This is a genomic window from Agromyces sp. Y558, assembly GCF_059445415.1.
The window spans coordinates 1,880,167-1,895,550 of the sequence record NZ_JCAIUH010000001.1; the positions used below are offsets into that span (position 1 = coordinate 1,880,167).

General features: G+C 71.3%; 13 protein-coding genes. 8 read left to right on the forward strand and 5 right to left on the reverse strand.

What is annotated here, in order from left to right; genetic code table 11:
- Positions 1 to 192: 192 nt before the first annotated feature.
- Positions 193 to 1,410, forward strand: coding sequence for an MFS transporter (locus AC1C2T_RS08870; RefSeq protein ID WP_495385026.1), 1,218 nt, complete (start codon positions 193 to 195; stop codon positions 1,408 to 1,410).
- A gap of 31 nt (positions 1,411 to 1,441) precedes the next feature.
- On the opposite strand, the gene AC1C2T_RS08875 is transcribed toward AC1C2T_RS08870, so the two are convergent.
- Together AC1C2T_RS08875 and AC1C2T_RS08880 are read right to left on the reverse strand one after the other, a co-directional pair.
- Positions 1,442 to 2,446 (reverse strand): DUF6457 domain-containing protein, encoded by a 1,005-nt coding sequence (locus AC1C2T_RS08875; RefSeq protein ID WP_495385027.1) that lies wholly within the window; start codon positions 2,444 to 2,446, stop codon positions 1,442 to 1,444.
- On the reverse strand, positions 2,443 to 3,720 hold the full coding sequence (locus AC1C2T_RS08880) for a molybdopterin molybdotransferase MoeA (protein WP_495385028.1): 1,278 nt from the start codon (positions 3,718 to 3,720) through the stop codon (positions 2,443 to 2,445). Before AC1C2T_RS08880 ends, AC1C2T_RS08875 begins: the two co-directional genes overlap by 4 nt.
- Positions 3,721 to 3,850: 130 nt before the next feature.
- On the opposite strand from AC1C2T_RS08880, the gene AC1C2T_RS08885 reads away from it, so the two are divergent.
- Positions 3,851 to 4,390, forward strand: a complete 540-nt coding sequence (locus AC1C2T_RS08885) for a nucleoside deaminase (RefSeq protein ID WP_495385029.1) — start codon at positions 3,851 to 3,853, stop codon at positions 4,388 to 4,390.
- Here AC1C2T_RS08885 and xdhC read toward each other — a convergent pair.
- The 3 genes from xdhC to AC1C2T_RS08900 are packed head-to-tail and all read right to left on the reverse strand — an operon-like array spanning position 4,384 to position 9,197.
- Positions 4,384 to 5,304, reverse strand: coding sequence for a xanthine dehydrogenase accessory protein XdhC (gene xdhC, locus AC1C2T_RS08890; protein ID WP_495385030.1), 921 nt, complete (start codon positions 5,302 to 5,304; stop codon positions 4,384 to 4,386). The genes AC1C2T_RS08885 and xdhC overlap by 7 nt on opposite strands.
- Before the next feature lie 15 nt (positions 5,305 to 5,319).
- Entirely contained in the window at positions 5,320 to 7,710 is a 2,391-nt protein-coding gene (gene xdhB / locus AC1C2T_RS08895; protein WP_495385031.1) for a xanthine dehydrogenase molybdopterin binding subunit, read from the reverse strand.
- Entirely contained in the window at positions 7,707 to 9,197 is a 1,491-nt protein-coding gene (locus AC1C2T_RS08900) for a xanthine dehydrogenase small subunit (RefSeq protein ID WP_495385032.1), read from the reverse strand. Before AC1C2T_RS08900 ends, xdhB begins: the two co-directional genes overlap by 4 nt.
- A gap of 124 nt (positions 9,198 to 9,321) precedes the next feature.
- Here AC1C2T_RS08900 and aceB point away from each other — a divergent pair, with 124 nt between their 5' ends.
- From aceB to uraH, 6 genes are read left to right on the forward strand one after another with little or no spacing between them, the layout of a single operon-like run.
- On the forward strand, positions 9,322 to 10,920 hold the full coding sequence (gene aceB / locus AC1C2T_RS08905) for a malate synthase A (RefSeq protein WP_495385033.1): 1,599 nt from the start codon (positions 9,322 to 9,324) through the stop codon (positions 10,918 to 10,920).
- A 2-nt stretch (positions 10,921 to 10,922) separates the two neighbouring features.
- Positions 10,923 to 12,185, forward strand: a complete 1,263-nt coding sequence (locus AC1C2T_RS08910; RefSeq protein WP_495385409.1) for a DUF6986 family protein — start codon at positions 10,923 to 10,925, stop codon at positions 12,183 to 12,185.
- The gene (locus AC1C2T_RS08915; protein WP_495385034.1) at positions 12,182 to 13,033 is read left to right on the forward strand and encodes a bifunctional allantoicase/(S)-ureidoglycine aminohydrolase; all 852 of its coding nucleotides are present in this window, start codon (positions 12,182 to 12,184) and stop codon (positions 13,031 to 13,033) included. Before AC1C2T_RS08910 ends, AC1C2T_RS08915 begins: the two co-directional genes overlap by 4 nt.
- Positions 13,030 to 14,451, forward strand: coding sequence for an allantoinase AllB (allB, locus tag AC1C2T_RS08920; RefSeq protein ID WP_495385035.1), 1,422 nt, complete (start codon positions 13,030 to 13,032; stop codon positions 14,449 to 14,451). Before AC1C2T_RS08915 ends, allB begins: the two co-directional genes overlap by 4 nt.
- Positions 14,441 to 15,040 (forward strand): 2-oxo-4-hydroxy-4-carboxy-5-ureidoimidazoline decarboxylase, encoded by a 600-nt coding sequence (locus tag AC1C2T_RS08925; RefSeq protein WP_495385036.1) that lies wholly within the window; start codon positions 14,441 to 14,443, stop codon positions 15,038 to 15,040. The genes allB and AC1C2T_RS08925 overlap by 11 nt, the downstream gene beginning before the upstream one ends.
- On the forward strand, positions 15,037 to 15,384 hold the full coding sequence (gene uraH, locus AC1C2T_RS08930) for a hydroxyisourate hydrolase (protein WP_495385037.1): 348 nt from the start codon (positions 15,037 to 15,039) through the stop codon (positions 15,382 to 15,384). The genes AC1C2T_RS08925 and uraH overlap by 4 nt, the downstream gene beginning before the upstream one ends.

Consider the following 15,384-nt stretch of genomic DNA (forward strand, 5'->3'; position numbering starts at 1 on the left):
CGTCGGCCACGGCCGCGTTCCGACACGTCCTACGGTCATTGTGCTCGGCGATCCGCCGAATTGGAAGTGACTCGTGCGTATCAGCGCGTCGCCGCACGTTCGAGCCGTGTGGCGAACGCGTGCGCTCCCGGCCGTCGCTGTGTACTGTCTGCCTCAGGAACGTCACGATCTCCAGTGTGCCGAGGGGGCAGCATGAACGAATCGTCGTCGAAACAGAAAAGCACCGGACTGCGGGGGCAGCTCGGTCAAGTGCTCTTGGCGACCTTCGCCTCGACGATCGGTTTCTGGGCGTGGATGGTGATCGCGCCGCTGCAGAACACCTATGCGACCGAACTCGGGCTCGACGAGGGGCAGATCTCGCTCATGCTCGCCATGCCGGTGCTGGTCGGTGCGCTCGGCCGCGTCGTCGTCGGTGCACTCACTGACCGGTTCGGCGGACGCAAGATGTTCACCTTCGTGCTGCTCGGCTCGGTTCCGGCCGTGCTTCTGGTCGCCCTGGCCGGTGTGCTGCAGAACTTCCCGCTGCTGATGGTCGCGGGCTTCTACCTGGGCGTCGCCGGCACGATCTTCGCCGTCGGTGTTCCGTTCTCGAGTGCCTGGTACGAGGCGAAACGTCGGGGGTTCGCGACGGGCGTGTTCGGCATGGGCATGATCGGCACCGCGGTCGCGTCATTCTTCACGCCGCGACTGGCCGAGAGCATCGGATACCTGCCGACGCACCTGCTGATCGCGGCGATCATGGTGGCGACCGCGATCGTGGTGTGGGTGTTCCTGCGGGACTCGCCCGAGTGGGAGCCGAGCCGTCAGCGGCTCGTCCCCAAGGTCATGGGAGCGCTGCGGCTCCGCGTCACCTGGGCGATGGCGTTCCTCTACGGCATCGTGTTCGGCGGCTTCGTCGCCTTCGCGACGTTCCTGCCGAAGTACCTCACCACGATCTACCCCGACGACGTCGATCCGATCGGCGCGGGCACCCGCACTGCGTTGTTCGCTTTGGCGGCGGTGGTCGCCCGCCCGATCGGCGGAGCGCTCTCAGACCGATTCGGCCCGAAGATCGTCTCCCTCATCTCGCTCGCGGGCATCGTCTCGCTGGCCTACATCGTGGGCCAACAGCCGGCCGAAGGGGTGCTCACCGGCGCCGTCTTCATCGGTATGGCTGCGGCGATGGGACTCGGCATGGGTGCGGTCTTCGCTTGGGTGGGGCCGTCGACTCCGAAGGACAAGGTCGGCGCGGTGTCCGGCGTCGTGGCAGCCGCGGGCGGCCTCGGCGGCTACTTCCCCCCGCTCGTGATGGGCGCCACGTACCATCCGGAGACGAACTCCTATGCGCTCGGGCTCTGGCTGCTCGTGCTCGTCGGTGCGGTTGCACTCGTCGTCGCCGGAATGCTTCGCGACGCGCGATCCGGCTCCTGAGCTCCGACGGGGGAGGGAGCGCAGCGACAGTTCAGGCGTCGCGTCCGTCGCGTTCGGGCCAACGTGCGGCGAGCGCGCCGGCCCGGGCCGAGAGTTCGGAGACTGAGCCCTTGCCAGCGCCGGCGGCGAGGCCGACGAGCAGCGTGCTGAGCGGGCCCGCCGGCCGGGCGACGCCGTGCGCGATCTCACGCGTGAGGTCGAGCACCTCGCCGATCGCGATGCCGGAGGCGTCGACGCCGAGCTCCGCGGCGAGGGCGGCGACCCATTCGTCGAGGTCGTCGGGCGAAGGGGGCGGGGCGGCGGATTCGGTCATGGAGGTTCCTTCCTGGGGGCGGTGCGACGTCGGATCCGGGCGAGCGGATGCCTCGCGCGCATGTGCAAGGTCTGCCCAGGTGTCGACGTCGGCGGCGAGGCCGTCGGGGTCGGCGAGGCGGTCGAGCCTGAGACCCCTGACGAGCGCCGAGACCGACGCGTCGCGCACCGCGCCGAGTCGGGCGAGCGCGGCGCCCAGTCGGGCGCGACGGTAGACGGCGGCGAGCCACTGGGGCCGACCGTCGTCGAGGCAGATCCCATCGATGTCCTCGTCTGGCGCGATGCGGCTCGTGCTCGACGCCGCGGCAGTGCGGGCGGCGTCGGCCAGCGCGGCTGCGACGCCAGCCGCGCGCGGGAGGTCGCAGGAGAGCACGAGCACCCACGCGGCATCCGTCTCGCCATGCGCATCGGCGGCGTGCAGTTCAGCGACGTGCAGTGCGTCGAGCGCGGCCGCCAATCCCGCCACCGGTCCGCCGAACGGCGGGTCTTCGGCACGAGTGATCACCGGCGGCGCGACGAGCCCCGACGGACCCGCGACGACCGTTCGGCGCGCACCGGCGGCATCGGCGGCGGCGACCGCGAGGTCGACGAGGCGCACACCGCCGACCTCGAGCTCGGCCTTCGGCGTGCCGCCGAGGCGACTGGAGCGACCGCCCGCGAGGATCACCGCGTCGAGCGCGAACCGAGTCGGATTCGCGGCCTGCGGGGGTGTGCGCTCGGTCATCCGCCGACCAGCACGATCTGCACCTCGTCACCCCGGCGAACCTCGTCGATGCCCGGCCCGATGATGGCGAAGCCATCAGCTGCGGCGAGTCCGCCGACGAGGTGCGAGGCGGACCCGCCGGCGGTCGCCGGCCGCACCAGGAGTTGCCCCGGCCGAGTGACGGCGCGGTCGCTCGCGGCGGTCGCGGCGCTCGACTCGTCGACGAGTGCGATCGGCAGGTATTGCGTCCGCGACGGCGGGGAACGCCATCCCGTGTCGGCGATGGCGGTGAGCCGCCGGCGGTCGCGCCGCGCCGCGCCGCGAAGTTGCTGCAGCGCCGGCCGAACGAACGCCTCGAACGACGCGGCAACCGCGACGGGGTTTCCCGGCAGGCCGAAGGCGAACGCGCCGCCGGGCAGGGTGCCGAATGCCTGCGGACTGCCGGGCTGCATCGCGACGGAGTGGAAGTCGACGCTGCCGAGCGGCGAGAGGGCCGCGCGCACGATGTCGTGATCGCCCCGGCCCACCCCGCCCGAGAGCACGACGAGGTCGGGCCCCTCGGCGGCGGCCCGGGCGAGCGCCGCGGCGAACGAGGCATCGTCGTCGGGCACGTGTTCGAGTCGAACCACGGTGCCGCCCGCTTCGACCACCAAGCCGGTCAGGAGCAGCGAGTTCGATTCGGGGAGCTGCCCGCGCCGGAGCCGGGTGCCGGGATCGACGAGTTCGCTGCCCGTCACGATGACGGCGATCCGCGGCGCCGGGTGCACCGCCACCCGCGCGTGTCCGGCCGCCGCCACTGCGGCGAGGCGCGCGCCGGTCAGGATCGCACCCGCATCGAGGAGCGGCCGGCCCGCCGCGACATCCTCACCGGCGCGACGGATGTGCGCCGGCGGCTTCGGCGCCGTCGTCACCCGTACCGTGCTGATGCCGGAGTCGGTGTCTTCGAACGGCACGATCGCGTCGGCTTGGGAGGGCACCGCCGCGCCGGTCATGATCCGCACCGCCTCGCCCGGCCCGATCGCAGGATCGAGCGAACTTCCGGCCGCGACCTCGGCGACGACGGAGAGGGTGACGGGTCGATCGATGCTTGCGCCCGCGACATCCGCTCGGCGCACCGCGTAGCCGTCCATCGCGGAGTTGTCGAAGGCGGGGATGGGAAGCCGGGTCACGACCGCCTCAGCGAGCACGAGTCCGGTGGCTTCGGCGAGCGGCAGGTCGATCGCGGTGAGCGGACGGATGCCCGCGAGCACATGATCGAGATGGGCCCCGACCGATTCGTGGGCCCCGCGGCTCATGCGCCGCGCCTGACACGCTTCGCGTCCATGCGTCCACGTTACTGGGACGGTGCCATTGAACCGGGCACCGCGGCTCGGGCGGCCGGGTCGGCGCCTCGGCGCGGCGACGGATCCGCGGTACCGTCGACCCATGGACTCGCCAGGCACCGGCACACCTCGGTCCGGCTCCGGGAACGGAGCCGCCGACGCGGGGCCCACCACGACCGACCACCTCGTTCGCGCCATCGAGATCGCGACCGAGAATGTGCGGGGCGGGGGCGGCCCGTTCGGCGCGATCGTCGTCGCCGCCGACGGGCGGATCTTCGAGGGCGTCAATCGCGTGACCGCGAACCTCGACCCGACGGCCCACGCCGAGGTCACCGCGATTCGGGCCGCGTGCCAGGGCCTCGGCATTTTCGACCTGAGCGGTGCCACGCTCTATACGAGCTGCGAACCGTGCCCGATGTGTCTCGCCGCATCACTGTGGGCGCGCATCGATCGCGTCTACTTCGCAGCGGACCGCGACGACGCGGCGGACGCCGGCTTCGACGATGCGGTCTTCTATCGCTATTTCGAGGGCGGTGAGCAGGACCGCCGCACCATGCCGGTGGGCCGCATCGACCTCGGCCACGAGCAAGCCGTCGCCCCGTTCACCGCGTGGAAGCACGACGCCGCGCGCATCGATTACTGAGTCGTCGACGCCGCCGACGCCGGAGCGTGCGCGGTGGGCGCCGCCGATGCGGCGGGTTCGGGCTCAGTGGATTCGTGATCGACTGGCGCATCCGCCATCGACTGCTCCTCGATCTGCTGAAGCACGCGTGCCGCGACACTCACGGCGATCGCGGCGGGATCCTTCGAGCTGATGCCGGCGATGCCGATGGGAGTCGCGACGCGCGCGAGTGACGCGTCATCATGACCGGCCTCGCGGAGCCGCTTCTCGAAGCGCGCCCATTTCGATCTCGAGCCGATCAACCCGATCGAGGCGATGCCGTCGGTGTTCAGCGCGACCTCGACGATCGCGAGGTCCTCGACGTGATCGTGCGTCATCACGAGTACATGGGCGCCGGAGGGCAGCAATCCGAGCGCCGACTCGGGCACGGGCAGGTGGTGCAGCAGCACGGCGGCCTCGGCGTCCGCGAGGGGACCGCTCGATCCCGGCGCGCCGATGCGCTCAGGGGCGAGCATCTCGGCACGGGAGTCGACGAGATGGAGCTCGAGCTGCTGTCGGCTGAGGATGCGCGCGAGCTCCAGCCCGACGTGCCCGATTCCGAAGACGGCGACCACGGGAGCGACCCGCACCGGTTCGAGCAGCATGGTGACCTCTCCTCCGCAGCATTGCACGCCGTACTCCGTCGTGGCCTTGTCGCTCAGTGTGAGCGTCATCAGTTCGGGCTCGGCGCCGCCGCCGCTGAGCATCTCGCGGGCCCGCGCGATCGCAGTGGCCTCGAGGTTGCCGCCGCCGACCGTGCCGAAGAGGGTGTCGGCAGAGACGACCAGCTTCGCGCCGCCGTTGCGCGGTGCGTGCCCGCGCACCATCGCCATGGTCACGATCACCGACGGCGTGCGTGCCGCCCGCAGCTGCTGCACGGCCTCCAACCAGTCCATCGCGTGACCTGCCGCTCAATGCTTGGAGGGCGCGAGTTCGTGCGCGGCTTCTGCCGGGGCATCCGCCTCGACCGACTCGGTCGCACGATGAGCGTCCGTGATCGCCCAGAACACGGCCTCGGGCGTTGCCGGTGAGGCGAGCTCGACGCTGTGCCCGACGGGCCCGAACGCGGCCACGGCCTCGCGGATCGCCTCGCGTGCACTGAACGCCAGCATGAGCGGCGGCTCGCCCACCGCCTTCGACCCGTAGACCACGCCGTCTTCGGTCGCGCGTTCGAACAGGCTCACGTTGAACACCTCGGGCATCTCCGAGAAGCTCGGCAGCTTGTAGGTGCTCGCCGATTGCGTGAGCAGGCGGCCTCGCCCGGCGCCGTCGCCTGTGTCCCAGCGCAACTCTTCGAGCGTGAGCCAGCCGGCGCCCTGCACGTAGCCGCCCTCGATCTGGCCGAGGTCGATGAGCGGCGAGAGCGTGTCGCCGACGTCGTGCACGATGTCGACGCGCAGGATGCGCGTCGCGCCGGTGAAGCCGTCGATCTCGACCTCGGTCGCCGCTGCGCCGTACGAGAAGTACTTGAACGGCGAGCCCTGCATCGCCTCGGTGTCCCAGTGCAGACCCTCGGTGCGATAGAAGCCCGCGGCCCAGAGCTGCACGCGCGCGTCGTAGGCGGCGGTCGCGAGTGCGGCGAAGCGCAGCGAGGGCGCGGATGCCCCGAGCCCCGAGACCTGCCCGCGGCTGAATCGCACATCGCGCGGGTCGATGCCGAGCAGCCGCCCGGCGACCGTGGCCATGCGGTCGCGGATCTGCTCGCAGGCATCCTTCACGGCGCCGCCGTTGAGGTCGGCGCTCGACGAGGCGGCCGTCGCCGAGGTGTTCGGCACCTTGTCGGTGCGGGTCGGTGCGAGCCGCACCGTCTCGACTTCGACACCGAGGGCGGTGGCCGCGACCTGCAGCATCTTGGTGTGCAGCCCCTGCCCCATCTCAGTGCCGCCGTGGTTGATCAGCACGGAGCCGTCTTTGTAGACGTGCACGAGCGCGCCGGCCTGGTTGTATGCGGTGAGCGTGAAGGAGATGCCGAACTTCACGGGTGTGATGGCGAGCGCCCGTTTGGTGTCGGGGTGATCGACGTTGAACGCGGCGATCGCCGCTCGTCGCGCGTCGAATTCGCTGTCGTCGCGCACCTGCTGCCAGATGTCGTGCAGGCGTTCGGCGTGACGCACGGGCTGACCGTAGGGCGTCGTCTGGCCGGGCTCGTAGAAGTTGCGCCGGCGGAGGGTCGCCGCATCGATGCCGAGCACCGGCGCGACCCGGCCGAAGATGTTCTCGATCACGAACATGCCCTGCGGGCCACCGAAGCCGCGGAACGCCGTCTGCGAGGTCTTGTTCGTCTTCGCGATGCGCCCCTGCGCGACGAAGTTCGGGATCCAGTACGCGTTGTCGACGTGGCAGAGCGCCCGGCCCATGACGGGCTCGGAGAGGTCGAGGCTCCAGCCGCCGTCGGAGGTGAGCGTCGTCGCGAGCGCCAGGATGTGGCCGTCGTCGTCGAACCCCGCCTTCCAGACGATGTGGAACGGATGCCGCTTGCCGGTCATCGTGAGGTCTTGCGTGCGGTTCAGGCGCAGGCGCACCGGCCGGCCAGTGAGCACGGCACCGAGCGCGGCGATCGCGGCGAGGCCGTGCGGCTGCATCTCCTTGCCGCCGAAGCCGCCGCCCATGCGCAGGCACTGCACCGTGACCCGGTTGTTCGGCACGCCGAGCACGTGCGCGACGATCTCCTGCGTCTCGGACGGGTGCTGGGTGCTGCACTCGACGAACACCTGGCCCTCGGAGTCGACGTGGGCGAGCGAGGCATGCGTCTCGAGGTAGAAGTGCTCCTGGCCACCGATCTCGGCGACGCCCTCGAAGACGTGCGGCGCCGTCGTCAGGGCGGTCTCGGGGTCGCCTCGGCGCACGGTGCGGGGGATGCCTTGGAAGGACCCCGCCTCGATCGCCTCTGGCACGGTGATGATCGAGGGCAGCGGCTCGTACTCGACCTTCACCGCAGCGGCCCCGAGTCGCGCGGCCTCGGCCGTCTCGGCGAGGACCCACGCGAGCGCGTGCCCGTGGAACATCGCCTCGCTCGGCAAGAGCGGCTCGTCGTCCTTGACGCCGGCGTCGTTGTGCCCAGGCACGTCGTCGGCGGTGAGCACCCGCACGACACCGGGAACCGCGAGTGCAGCCTGCACCTCGAGGGCCACCATCGCGTGCGCGTGCTCTGACTGCACGGGCCAGGCGGTGAGCACATCGGGGCGTCGTGCGGCGAGGTCGTCGGTGTACACGGCCGCGCCCGTCACATGCAGGGCAGCGCTCTCGTGCGCCATCGGGGTACCGACGACCGGGTACGCGGGGCGGGCGGCGAGCTCGCTCATGCCTTCACCTCCTCGGCGATGCGGGGATGGGTGCGGAAGAGCTTCAGGAGCACCGTGCCCAGCATGAGCGAGCGGTACTCGGCGCTCGCCCGGTGGTCGGACATCGGGGTGCCCTCCGACCCGAGCACGGATGCCGCGTCGCGGACGGTCTCGAGGCTCCACGGCCGGCCCACGAGCAGGGCTTCGGTTGCACGGGCGCGGAGCGGGGTGGCCGCGACGCCGCCGAGCCCGATTCGGGCCGAGGCGACGACGCCGTCGTCGAGATCGAGGGCGAAGCCCACGGCGACACTCGAGATGTCGTCGAAGCGGCGCTTCGCGATCTTGTGGAAGGCGGTGAGTCGGGCAAGCGGCAGGGGGATGCGCACGGCGCGGATCAGCTCGTCGGGTCGGCGCAGCGTCTGGCGGTAGCCGGTGAAGTAGTCGGCGAGGTCGACTTCGCGCTCGCCGGCGGCGGAGACGAGCACGACGCGCGCCTCGAGTGCGAGCAAGGCCGGGGTGGTGTCGCCGATGGGCGAGGCGGTGCCGAGGTTGCCGCCGATCGTGGCGCGATTGCGGATGAGTGGGGAGGCGAACTGCGGGAAGACGTCGGCGAGCAGCGGCACGCGACCGTCGAGGCGGCGCTCGATCTCGGTGAGGGACAGTGCCGCGCCGATCTCGATCGCGGCGTCGCCGAACGTGACGGTGCGGAGCTCGGGCAGGTGCTCGATCGCGATAGTGAGCGGCGCGCGCCGGCCTCGGAGGTTCACCTCGACGCCCCAGTCGGTGGAGCCCGCGACGACCGCCGCGTGGGGTTGCACGTGCAGCACCCGAAGCGCCTCGTCGAGCGATGGCGGACGGAGGAACCGCTCGCCATCGGCCTCGAGCCGGGTCGCCCGGGGCTCCGGCGCCGGTTGCGCGCGTCGCTCAGCGAGCGGGTCGCCCGGTTCGGGCTCGCCGAGGGCGTAGGCGGCATCGCGGATCGGCCGGTAGCCGGTGCAACGGCAGAGGTTGCCGCTCAGCGCGTGCAGGTCGAAGCCGTTCGGTCCGTGCTCATCGGCGGATGCATCCGCTTCGCCCGCTGCACCTTCTTCAGAAGCCGCAGCAGCAGCAGCAGCCGCACGCACGCGGCCGGCGCGGTAGAACTCGGCCGCCATGCTGCAGGCGAACCCGGGCGTGCAGTATCCGCACTGGGAGCCGCCGCCCTGGGCGAGCCCCGCCTGCACGGGGTGCAATGAGTCGGGGGAGCCGAGCCCCTCGGCGGTGACGAGCTCCTGGCCGTCGAGCGCGGCAGCGGGCACGAGGCACGCGTTCACAGCCGTCCAGGCGGTGCCGCCTCGATCGTCGGATGTCGCGAGCAGCACGGAGCAGGCACCGCACTCACCTTCGGCGCAGCCTTCCTTGGCGCTCGTCAGGCCGGTCTCGCGCAGCCAGTCGAGCGCCGTCGTGTGCGGCGTGATGCCCCGCAACGGGCGCTCCTGCCCGTTGACCGTCACAGCGATGTGATCCATGGTCTCTCCTCGTGCCGCGAGTCTACGCCGCGGCATTCCCGACATTCCGGTTACGTCGCGAGGGCATCTGCGCGAAGATGAGCTGAGCGTCTGGAGCAAATCCCTCGAAGGGAGCGGCAGCCATATGACCATCGAGATCGCCCGTGCCGATGACGTCGCGGGCGGCGAGGAGATCCTCACCGCCGACGCGCTCGCCTTCGTGGAGGAACTGCATCACCGCTTCGACGCTCGACGTCGTGAGCTGCTCGCCGCGAGGCACGCCCGCCGTGAGCGCATCGCGAACGGGGAACGGCTCGACTTCCTCCCCGAGACGGCAGAGATCCGTGAGCGCGAGTGGCGCGTGCCGCCCGCGCCAGAGGCGCTCCTCGATCGGCGGGTCGAGATCACCGGCCCTGCGTCGCCGGCGAAGATGGCGATCAACGCCCTGAACTCGGGTGCTCGGGTCTGGCTCGCCGACCTCGAGGACGCGTCGAGCCCCACATGGGGCAACGTCGTGGGAAGCATCCTGAACCTCCGCGATGCAGGTCGCGGCACGCTCGCCTTCACGTCGCCCGAGGGTAAGACGTACACCCTCCGCACCGACATCCGTCGCCCGACGGTCGTCACCCGGCCGCGCGGCTGGCACCTGCCCGAGCGTCACGTGCTCATCGACGGCGAGCGGGGTTCGGGCTCGCTCGTCGACTTCGGGCTGCACTTCTTCCACACAGCGCACCGGCTCATCGAGAACGGCCACGGCCCGTACTACTACCTGCCCAAGCTCGAGAGCCACCTCGAGGCTCGGCTCTGGAACGACGTGTTCACCTTCGCCGAGCAGCACCTCGGCATCCCAGTCGGCAGCATCCGCGCGACCGTGCTGATCGAGACCATCCCCGCCGCATTCGAAATGGACGAGATCCTCTTCGAACTGCGCGAGCACGCCTCGGGCCTGAACGCCGGCCGGTGGGACTACCTGTTCAGCCTCATCAAGGTGTTCCGCGACGCCGGGCCCGAGTTCATCGTGCCCGATCGCGCGACCGTGTCGATGACGGCGCCGTTCATGCGCGCGTACACCGAGCTTCTCGTGAAGACCTGCCATCGGCGCGGTGCCGTGGCGATGGGCGGCATGTCGGCCTTCGTGCCGAATCGCGCGGACCCCGAAGTGACGGCCGCGGCGTTCGAGAAGGTCCGCGCAGACAAGGCCCGCGAGGCGAACGACGGCTTCGACGGATCCTGGGTCGCCCACCCCGACCTCGTGCCCGTCTGCCGCGAGGTCTTCGACACCGTGCTCGGCGACCGGCCGAACCAGATCGACCGACTGCGGCCCGAGGTCGAGGTCACCGCGGCGCAACTGCTCGACGTCGCCTCCGCGGGCGGCGAGGTCACCGAGGCCGGCCTTCGCGACAACCTCTCCATCGCCGTCGCCTACACAGCGGTGTGGCTCTCGGGCAATGGCGCGGTCGCGCTCCACAACCTCATGGAGGATGCCGCGACGGCTGAGATCTCGCGCTCGCAGGTGTGGCAGCAGCGACACCACAGGGTCGTGCTCGCCGACACGGGACGCACGGTGACACTCGACCTCGTCAGCGCCGCGCTCGCCGAGGAGGTCGAGGCGCTCCGCCCCGGCGTGACGCCCGAACGCTTCGTCGCCTACTACGAGCCTGCGGCCCAGCTCGTCGCCCAGCTCTGCCTCGGGGGCGCCTACGTCGACTTCCTCACCCTGCCCGCCTACGAGTTGCTGGAGTGAGCGTGCGCACCGTCCTGCGCGCTGCCGAGCTCGCCGCGATCGAAGCCCGCCTCAGCGCGAGCGACCGGCTGCTCGCGACCGCGTACCCGGGCGACGACGGATCGCGTCAGCCAGTGCACACCGTCTATGTGCCCGCCGACCGGTTCACGCCCGAGCTGTCCGTCGAATGGGGGCGGGCAGCGCTCGTCGCGGCCGACCGGTTCGGAGGGCTCGAAGCGCTCGCCGTCGAAGTCGGGCTCGATGCCGCGCTCGCGGCCGAAGTGGCGCCCCGCGTGCGAGACAAGCTCGACCGCGAACCGATCGAGGATCTGCGGATCGACTTCGAGGACGGCTACGGCGAACGCAGCGACGACGTCGAGGACGCCGACGCGGTCCGCGCCGCGAGACGGGTGCTCGCCGCGGCGGGCGCCGGATTCTCACCGCCGTTCATCGGCATCCGGTTCAAGAGCTTCGAAGCGGCGACGCGGGCCCGCGGCATCCGCACCCTCGATGTGTTCGTGACGGCCCTCATGGAGCGCGGTGGCCTGCCGAGCGGCCTGATGCTGACGCTGCCGAAGGTCTCGACCGTCGAGCAGGTGGAAGCGATGGCGGAGGTCGCGGCGGCCCTCGAGAGCGCGCACGGACTGGCCGAGGGCCGGCTCAGGTTCGAGGTGCAGGTCGAGACGCCGCAACTGGTTCTCGGCGCCGACGGCACGTCGCCCGTCGCGAAGCTGCCACTCGCTGCGCCCGGCCGCATCAGTGGGCTGCACTACGGCACCTACGACTACAGCGCCGCGCTGCAGATCGCAGCCGGCCACCAGTCGCTGGAGCACCCGGCTGCTGACCTCGCGAAGGGCGTCATGCAGCTCGCGGTCGCAGGCACGGGGATCCGGCTCTCCGACGGTTCGACGAACATCCTGCCGGTCGGCGATCGAGCCGCAGAGGCGTGGCGGCTGCACGCCCGGCTCGTGCAGCGGTCGCTCGAACGGGGCTTCCCCCAGGGCTGGGACCTGCACGCCCACCAGCTGCCCACGCGGTTCATCGCGACCTACGCGTTCTACCGCGGCGGGTACCCCGAGGCATCCGCCCGGCTTCGCGATCACCGCGCCGGCATCTCCGGTGCAGTGCTCGACGAACCGGCCAGTGTGCGGGCGCTCGCGGGCTTCGTGCTTCGTGGCGTGCGCTGCGGCGCGATCTCCGTCGCCGAGGTCACCGCCGGCACCGGCCTCGACGAGGGGGCGCTCGTCGGGCTTGCACATCCGAGACGCCACCAGGAGGTCGCATGAGCTACTTCACCCCGCAGGGCGGGCTGCCCGCCCAGACCGAACTCCTCACCGACCGCGCGATCGTGACCGAGGCGTACACGGTGATCCCGAAGGGAGTGCTGCGCGACATCGTCACGAGCAGGCTGCCGGGGTTCGCGAAGTCCCGATCGTGGATCCTCGCGCGACCGATCGCCGGCTTCGCGACGACCTTCTCGCAGCTCATCGTCGAGATCGCGCCCGGCGGCGGCGCCCCGCACCCCGAGCAGGAGGCGGGCGTCGAGGGCGTCGTATTCGTGACCTCCGGCGAAATCGGCCTGACGCTCGCCGGGCAGCGCCACGTGCTCGGGCCCGGCGGCTACGCCTACCTCGCGGCGGGATCCGAGTGGTCGCTCGCGAACGACGGCGCCGTGCTCACGAGCTTCCACTGGATCCGCAAGGCCTACGAGCCGCTCGAAGGCGAGGGGCCGCCCGCCTCGTTCATCTCGAGCGATGCCGAGGTGACGCCCGACGAGATGGCGGGCACCGATGGCGCCTGGGCGACGAGCCGGTTCGTCGATCCCGAGGACCTCGCGCACGACATGCACGTGAACATCGTCTCGTTCCAGCCGGGCGGGTCGATCCCGTTCGCCGAGACGCACGTCATGGAGCACGGCCTCTTCGTGCTCGAGGGCAAGGGCGTCTACCGACTGAACGGGGACTGGGTCGAAGTCGAGGCGGGCGACTTCATGTGGCTCAGGGCGTTCTGCCCCCAGGCCTGCTACGCAGGCGGGCCCGGGCCGTTCCGGTACCTGCTTTACAAAGACGTCAATCGGCAGGTTCGGCTGACGGGCCCTGCAGCGGGCGCCCGGCAGCCGAGCGAACTGCGATGACGGATGCCGCGGGGCCCGACCCCGATCTCGACCTCGACCCCGACCTCGACTTCGATCTCGTGCTGAGGGGCGATCGGGTGTTCGTCGACGGTGCGTTCTCCCCCGCGGAGGTCGGCGTGCGCGACGGCGTCGTGGCGCGCATTGCAGCACTCGGCGCCGGGCTCGGCAGCGGGCTCGGCGCCTCGCGCGTCGTGCAGCTCGCCGACGACGAGGTGCTGATTCCCGGGCTCGTCGACACGCACGTGCACGTCGACGAGCCCGGCCGCACCGAGTGGGAAGGGTTCGCCTCGGCGACCCGGGCGGCCGCGGCGGGCGGCGTCACGACGATCATCGACATGCCGCTCAACAGCATCCCGCCGACGACGAACGTGGCGGCGTTGGCAGTGAAGCGTGCTGCGGCCGAGGGGCAGGTCTTCGTCGACGTCGGGTTCTGGGGCGGTGCGGTGCCCGGCAATGCGGCCGATCTCGAGCCGCTCGTCGCCGAGGGCGTGTTCGGGTTCAAGTGCTTCCTCGTGCACTCGGGGGTCGACGAGTTCCCCGCCCTCAGCGCCGACGAGATGGAGGCCGCGATGTCGGTGCTCGCCGGTGCCGCCGATTCGCTGCTCGTCGTGCATGCGGAAGACGCAGCCGTCATCGGCGGGGCGCCCCACCGGCACGGCCCCGCCTACGCCGACTTCCTCGCTTCCCGCCCGCGCGAGGCCGAGGGCGTTGCCATCGCCGCCGTCATCGAGCGCGCAGCACGCACCGGGGTGCGCGCCCACATCGTGCACCTGAGCGCGGCCGACGCCCTCGATCGGATCGCGGCGGCCAAGCGTCACGGCGTGCGGCTCACCGTCGAGACGTGCCCGCACTACCTCGTGCTCGCCGCCGAGGAGGTGCCGCCGGGAGCCACCGAGTTCAAGTGCTGTCCGCCGATCCGTGAGGCAGAGAATCGCGACGCCATCTGGCACGGCCTCGAGCAGGGCGTCATCGACTTCGTCGTCTCCGACCATTCACCCGCGCCGGCCGAACTCAAGTACGCGGGCGACGGCGACTTCGAAGCGGCTTGGGGCGGCATCGCCTCACTCCAGCTCGGACTGCCCCTCGTCTGGACGGAGGCGAGGCGCCGCGGCATCCCGCTCGCCAGGGTCGTCGAGTGGATGTCGACCGAACCTGCCCGACGCGTCGGCCTCACGACCAAGGGCCGCATCATCGAGGGGGCCGCGGCCGACTTCGCCGTCGTCGCCCCCGACGCGACGTTCACGGTCGATGCCGAGGCGCTCGAGCACCGGCACCCGATCACGCCGTACGACGGTCGTGAGCTCACGGGCGTCGTGCGAGCCGCGTACCTCGCCGGCACGCCGATCGACCGCACGACGCCGCGCGGCCGGCTACTGCGCCGGAATGTCGAAGAGCAGGGGGAACATCATGCTGCTTGAGGAGTTCGATGCCGCCGACCGCGAAGCGGCGATCGCGCTGCTCCGGCCCTGCCTCGACATCACCCGCTGGTGCGAGGCTCTCGTCGACGGGCGCCCCTACGACTCCGTCGGCGAGCTCGTCGCGCGCGCGGGTACCGCGGCGTCGCCGTTCAGCGGCGAGGAGGTCGACGCGGCGCTTGCGCGCCATCCCCGCATCGGCGAGCGCGCTGCGGGCGGGCGGGGGTCGGGCCGGCGCGATGCGGGAGCGCACGAAACGGGCGAGCACGCTGCGAGCGAGCACGCTGCGAGCGAGCGCGACGATGGCGAGCGCGGCGACGGCGAGCGCCGCGAAGCGGCGTTCTCGCGCGCCGAACAGGCCGGAGTCGACCCGCGCGATGCCTCCGTCGCGGCAGCACTCGCGGCGGGCAACGCCGCGTACGAGCGCCGGTTCGGCCGGATCTTCCTCATCCGGGCCGCAGGCCGCACCTCGAGCGAGATACTCGAGGTGCTGACCGAGCGACTGCGGCACACGAGCGTCGAAGAGGACCTCGTCGTCGCCGAGCAGCTGCGTCAGATCGCCGTGCTGCGACTGAAGGGACTCTTCGCATGAGCACTTCCCGGATCACCACGCACGTGCTCGACACGACGGTCGGTCGCCCGGCCGAGGGCGTCGCCGTCGAGCTCCACGCCCGCGACGGCGACGGTGACGATTGGCGTTTCGTCGCGACATCCGTCACCGATGCCGACGGTCGCGTGACCCGGCTCGGCCCCGAGACGATCGCGGCCGGGGAGTACCGGCTGAGCTTCGACACGGGCGCCTACTTCGCCGCTCGAGACACCGAGACGTTCTACCCGTACGTGCAGATCAGCTTCGTCGTGGCCGACGACGGACGGCACGTGCACGTGCCGCTCCTGCTGAGCCCGTTCGCCTATTCGAGTTACCGAGGGAGCTGA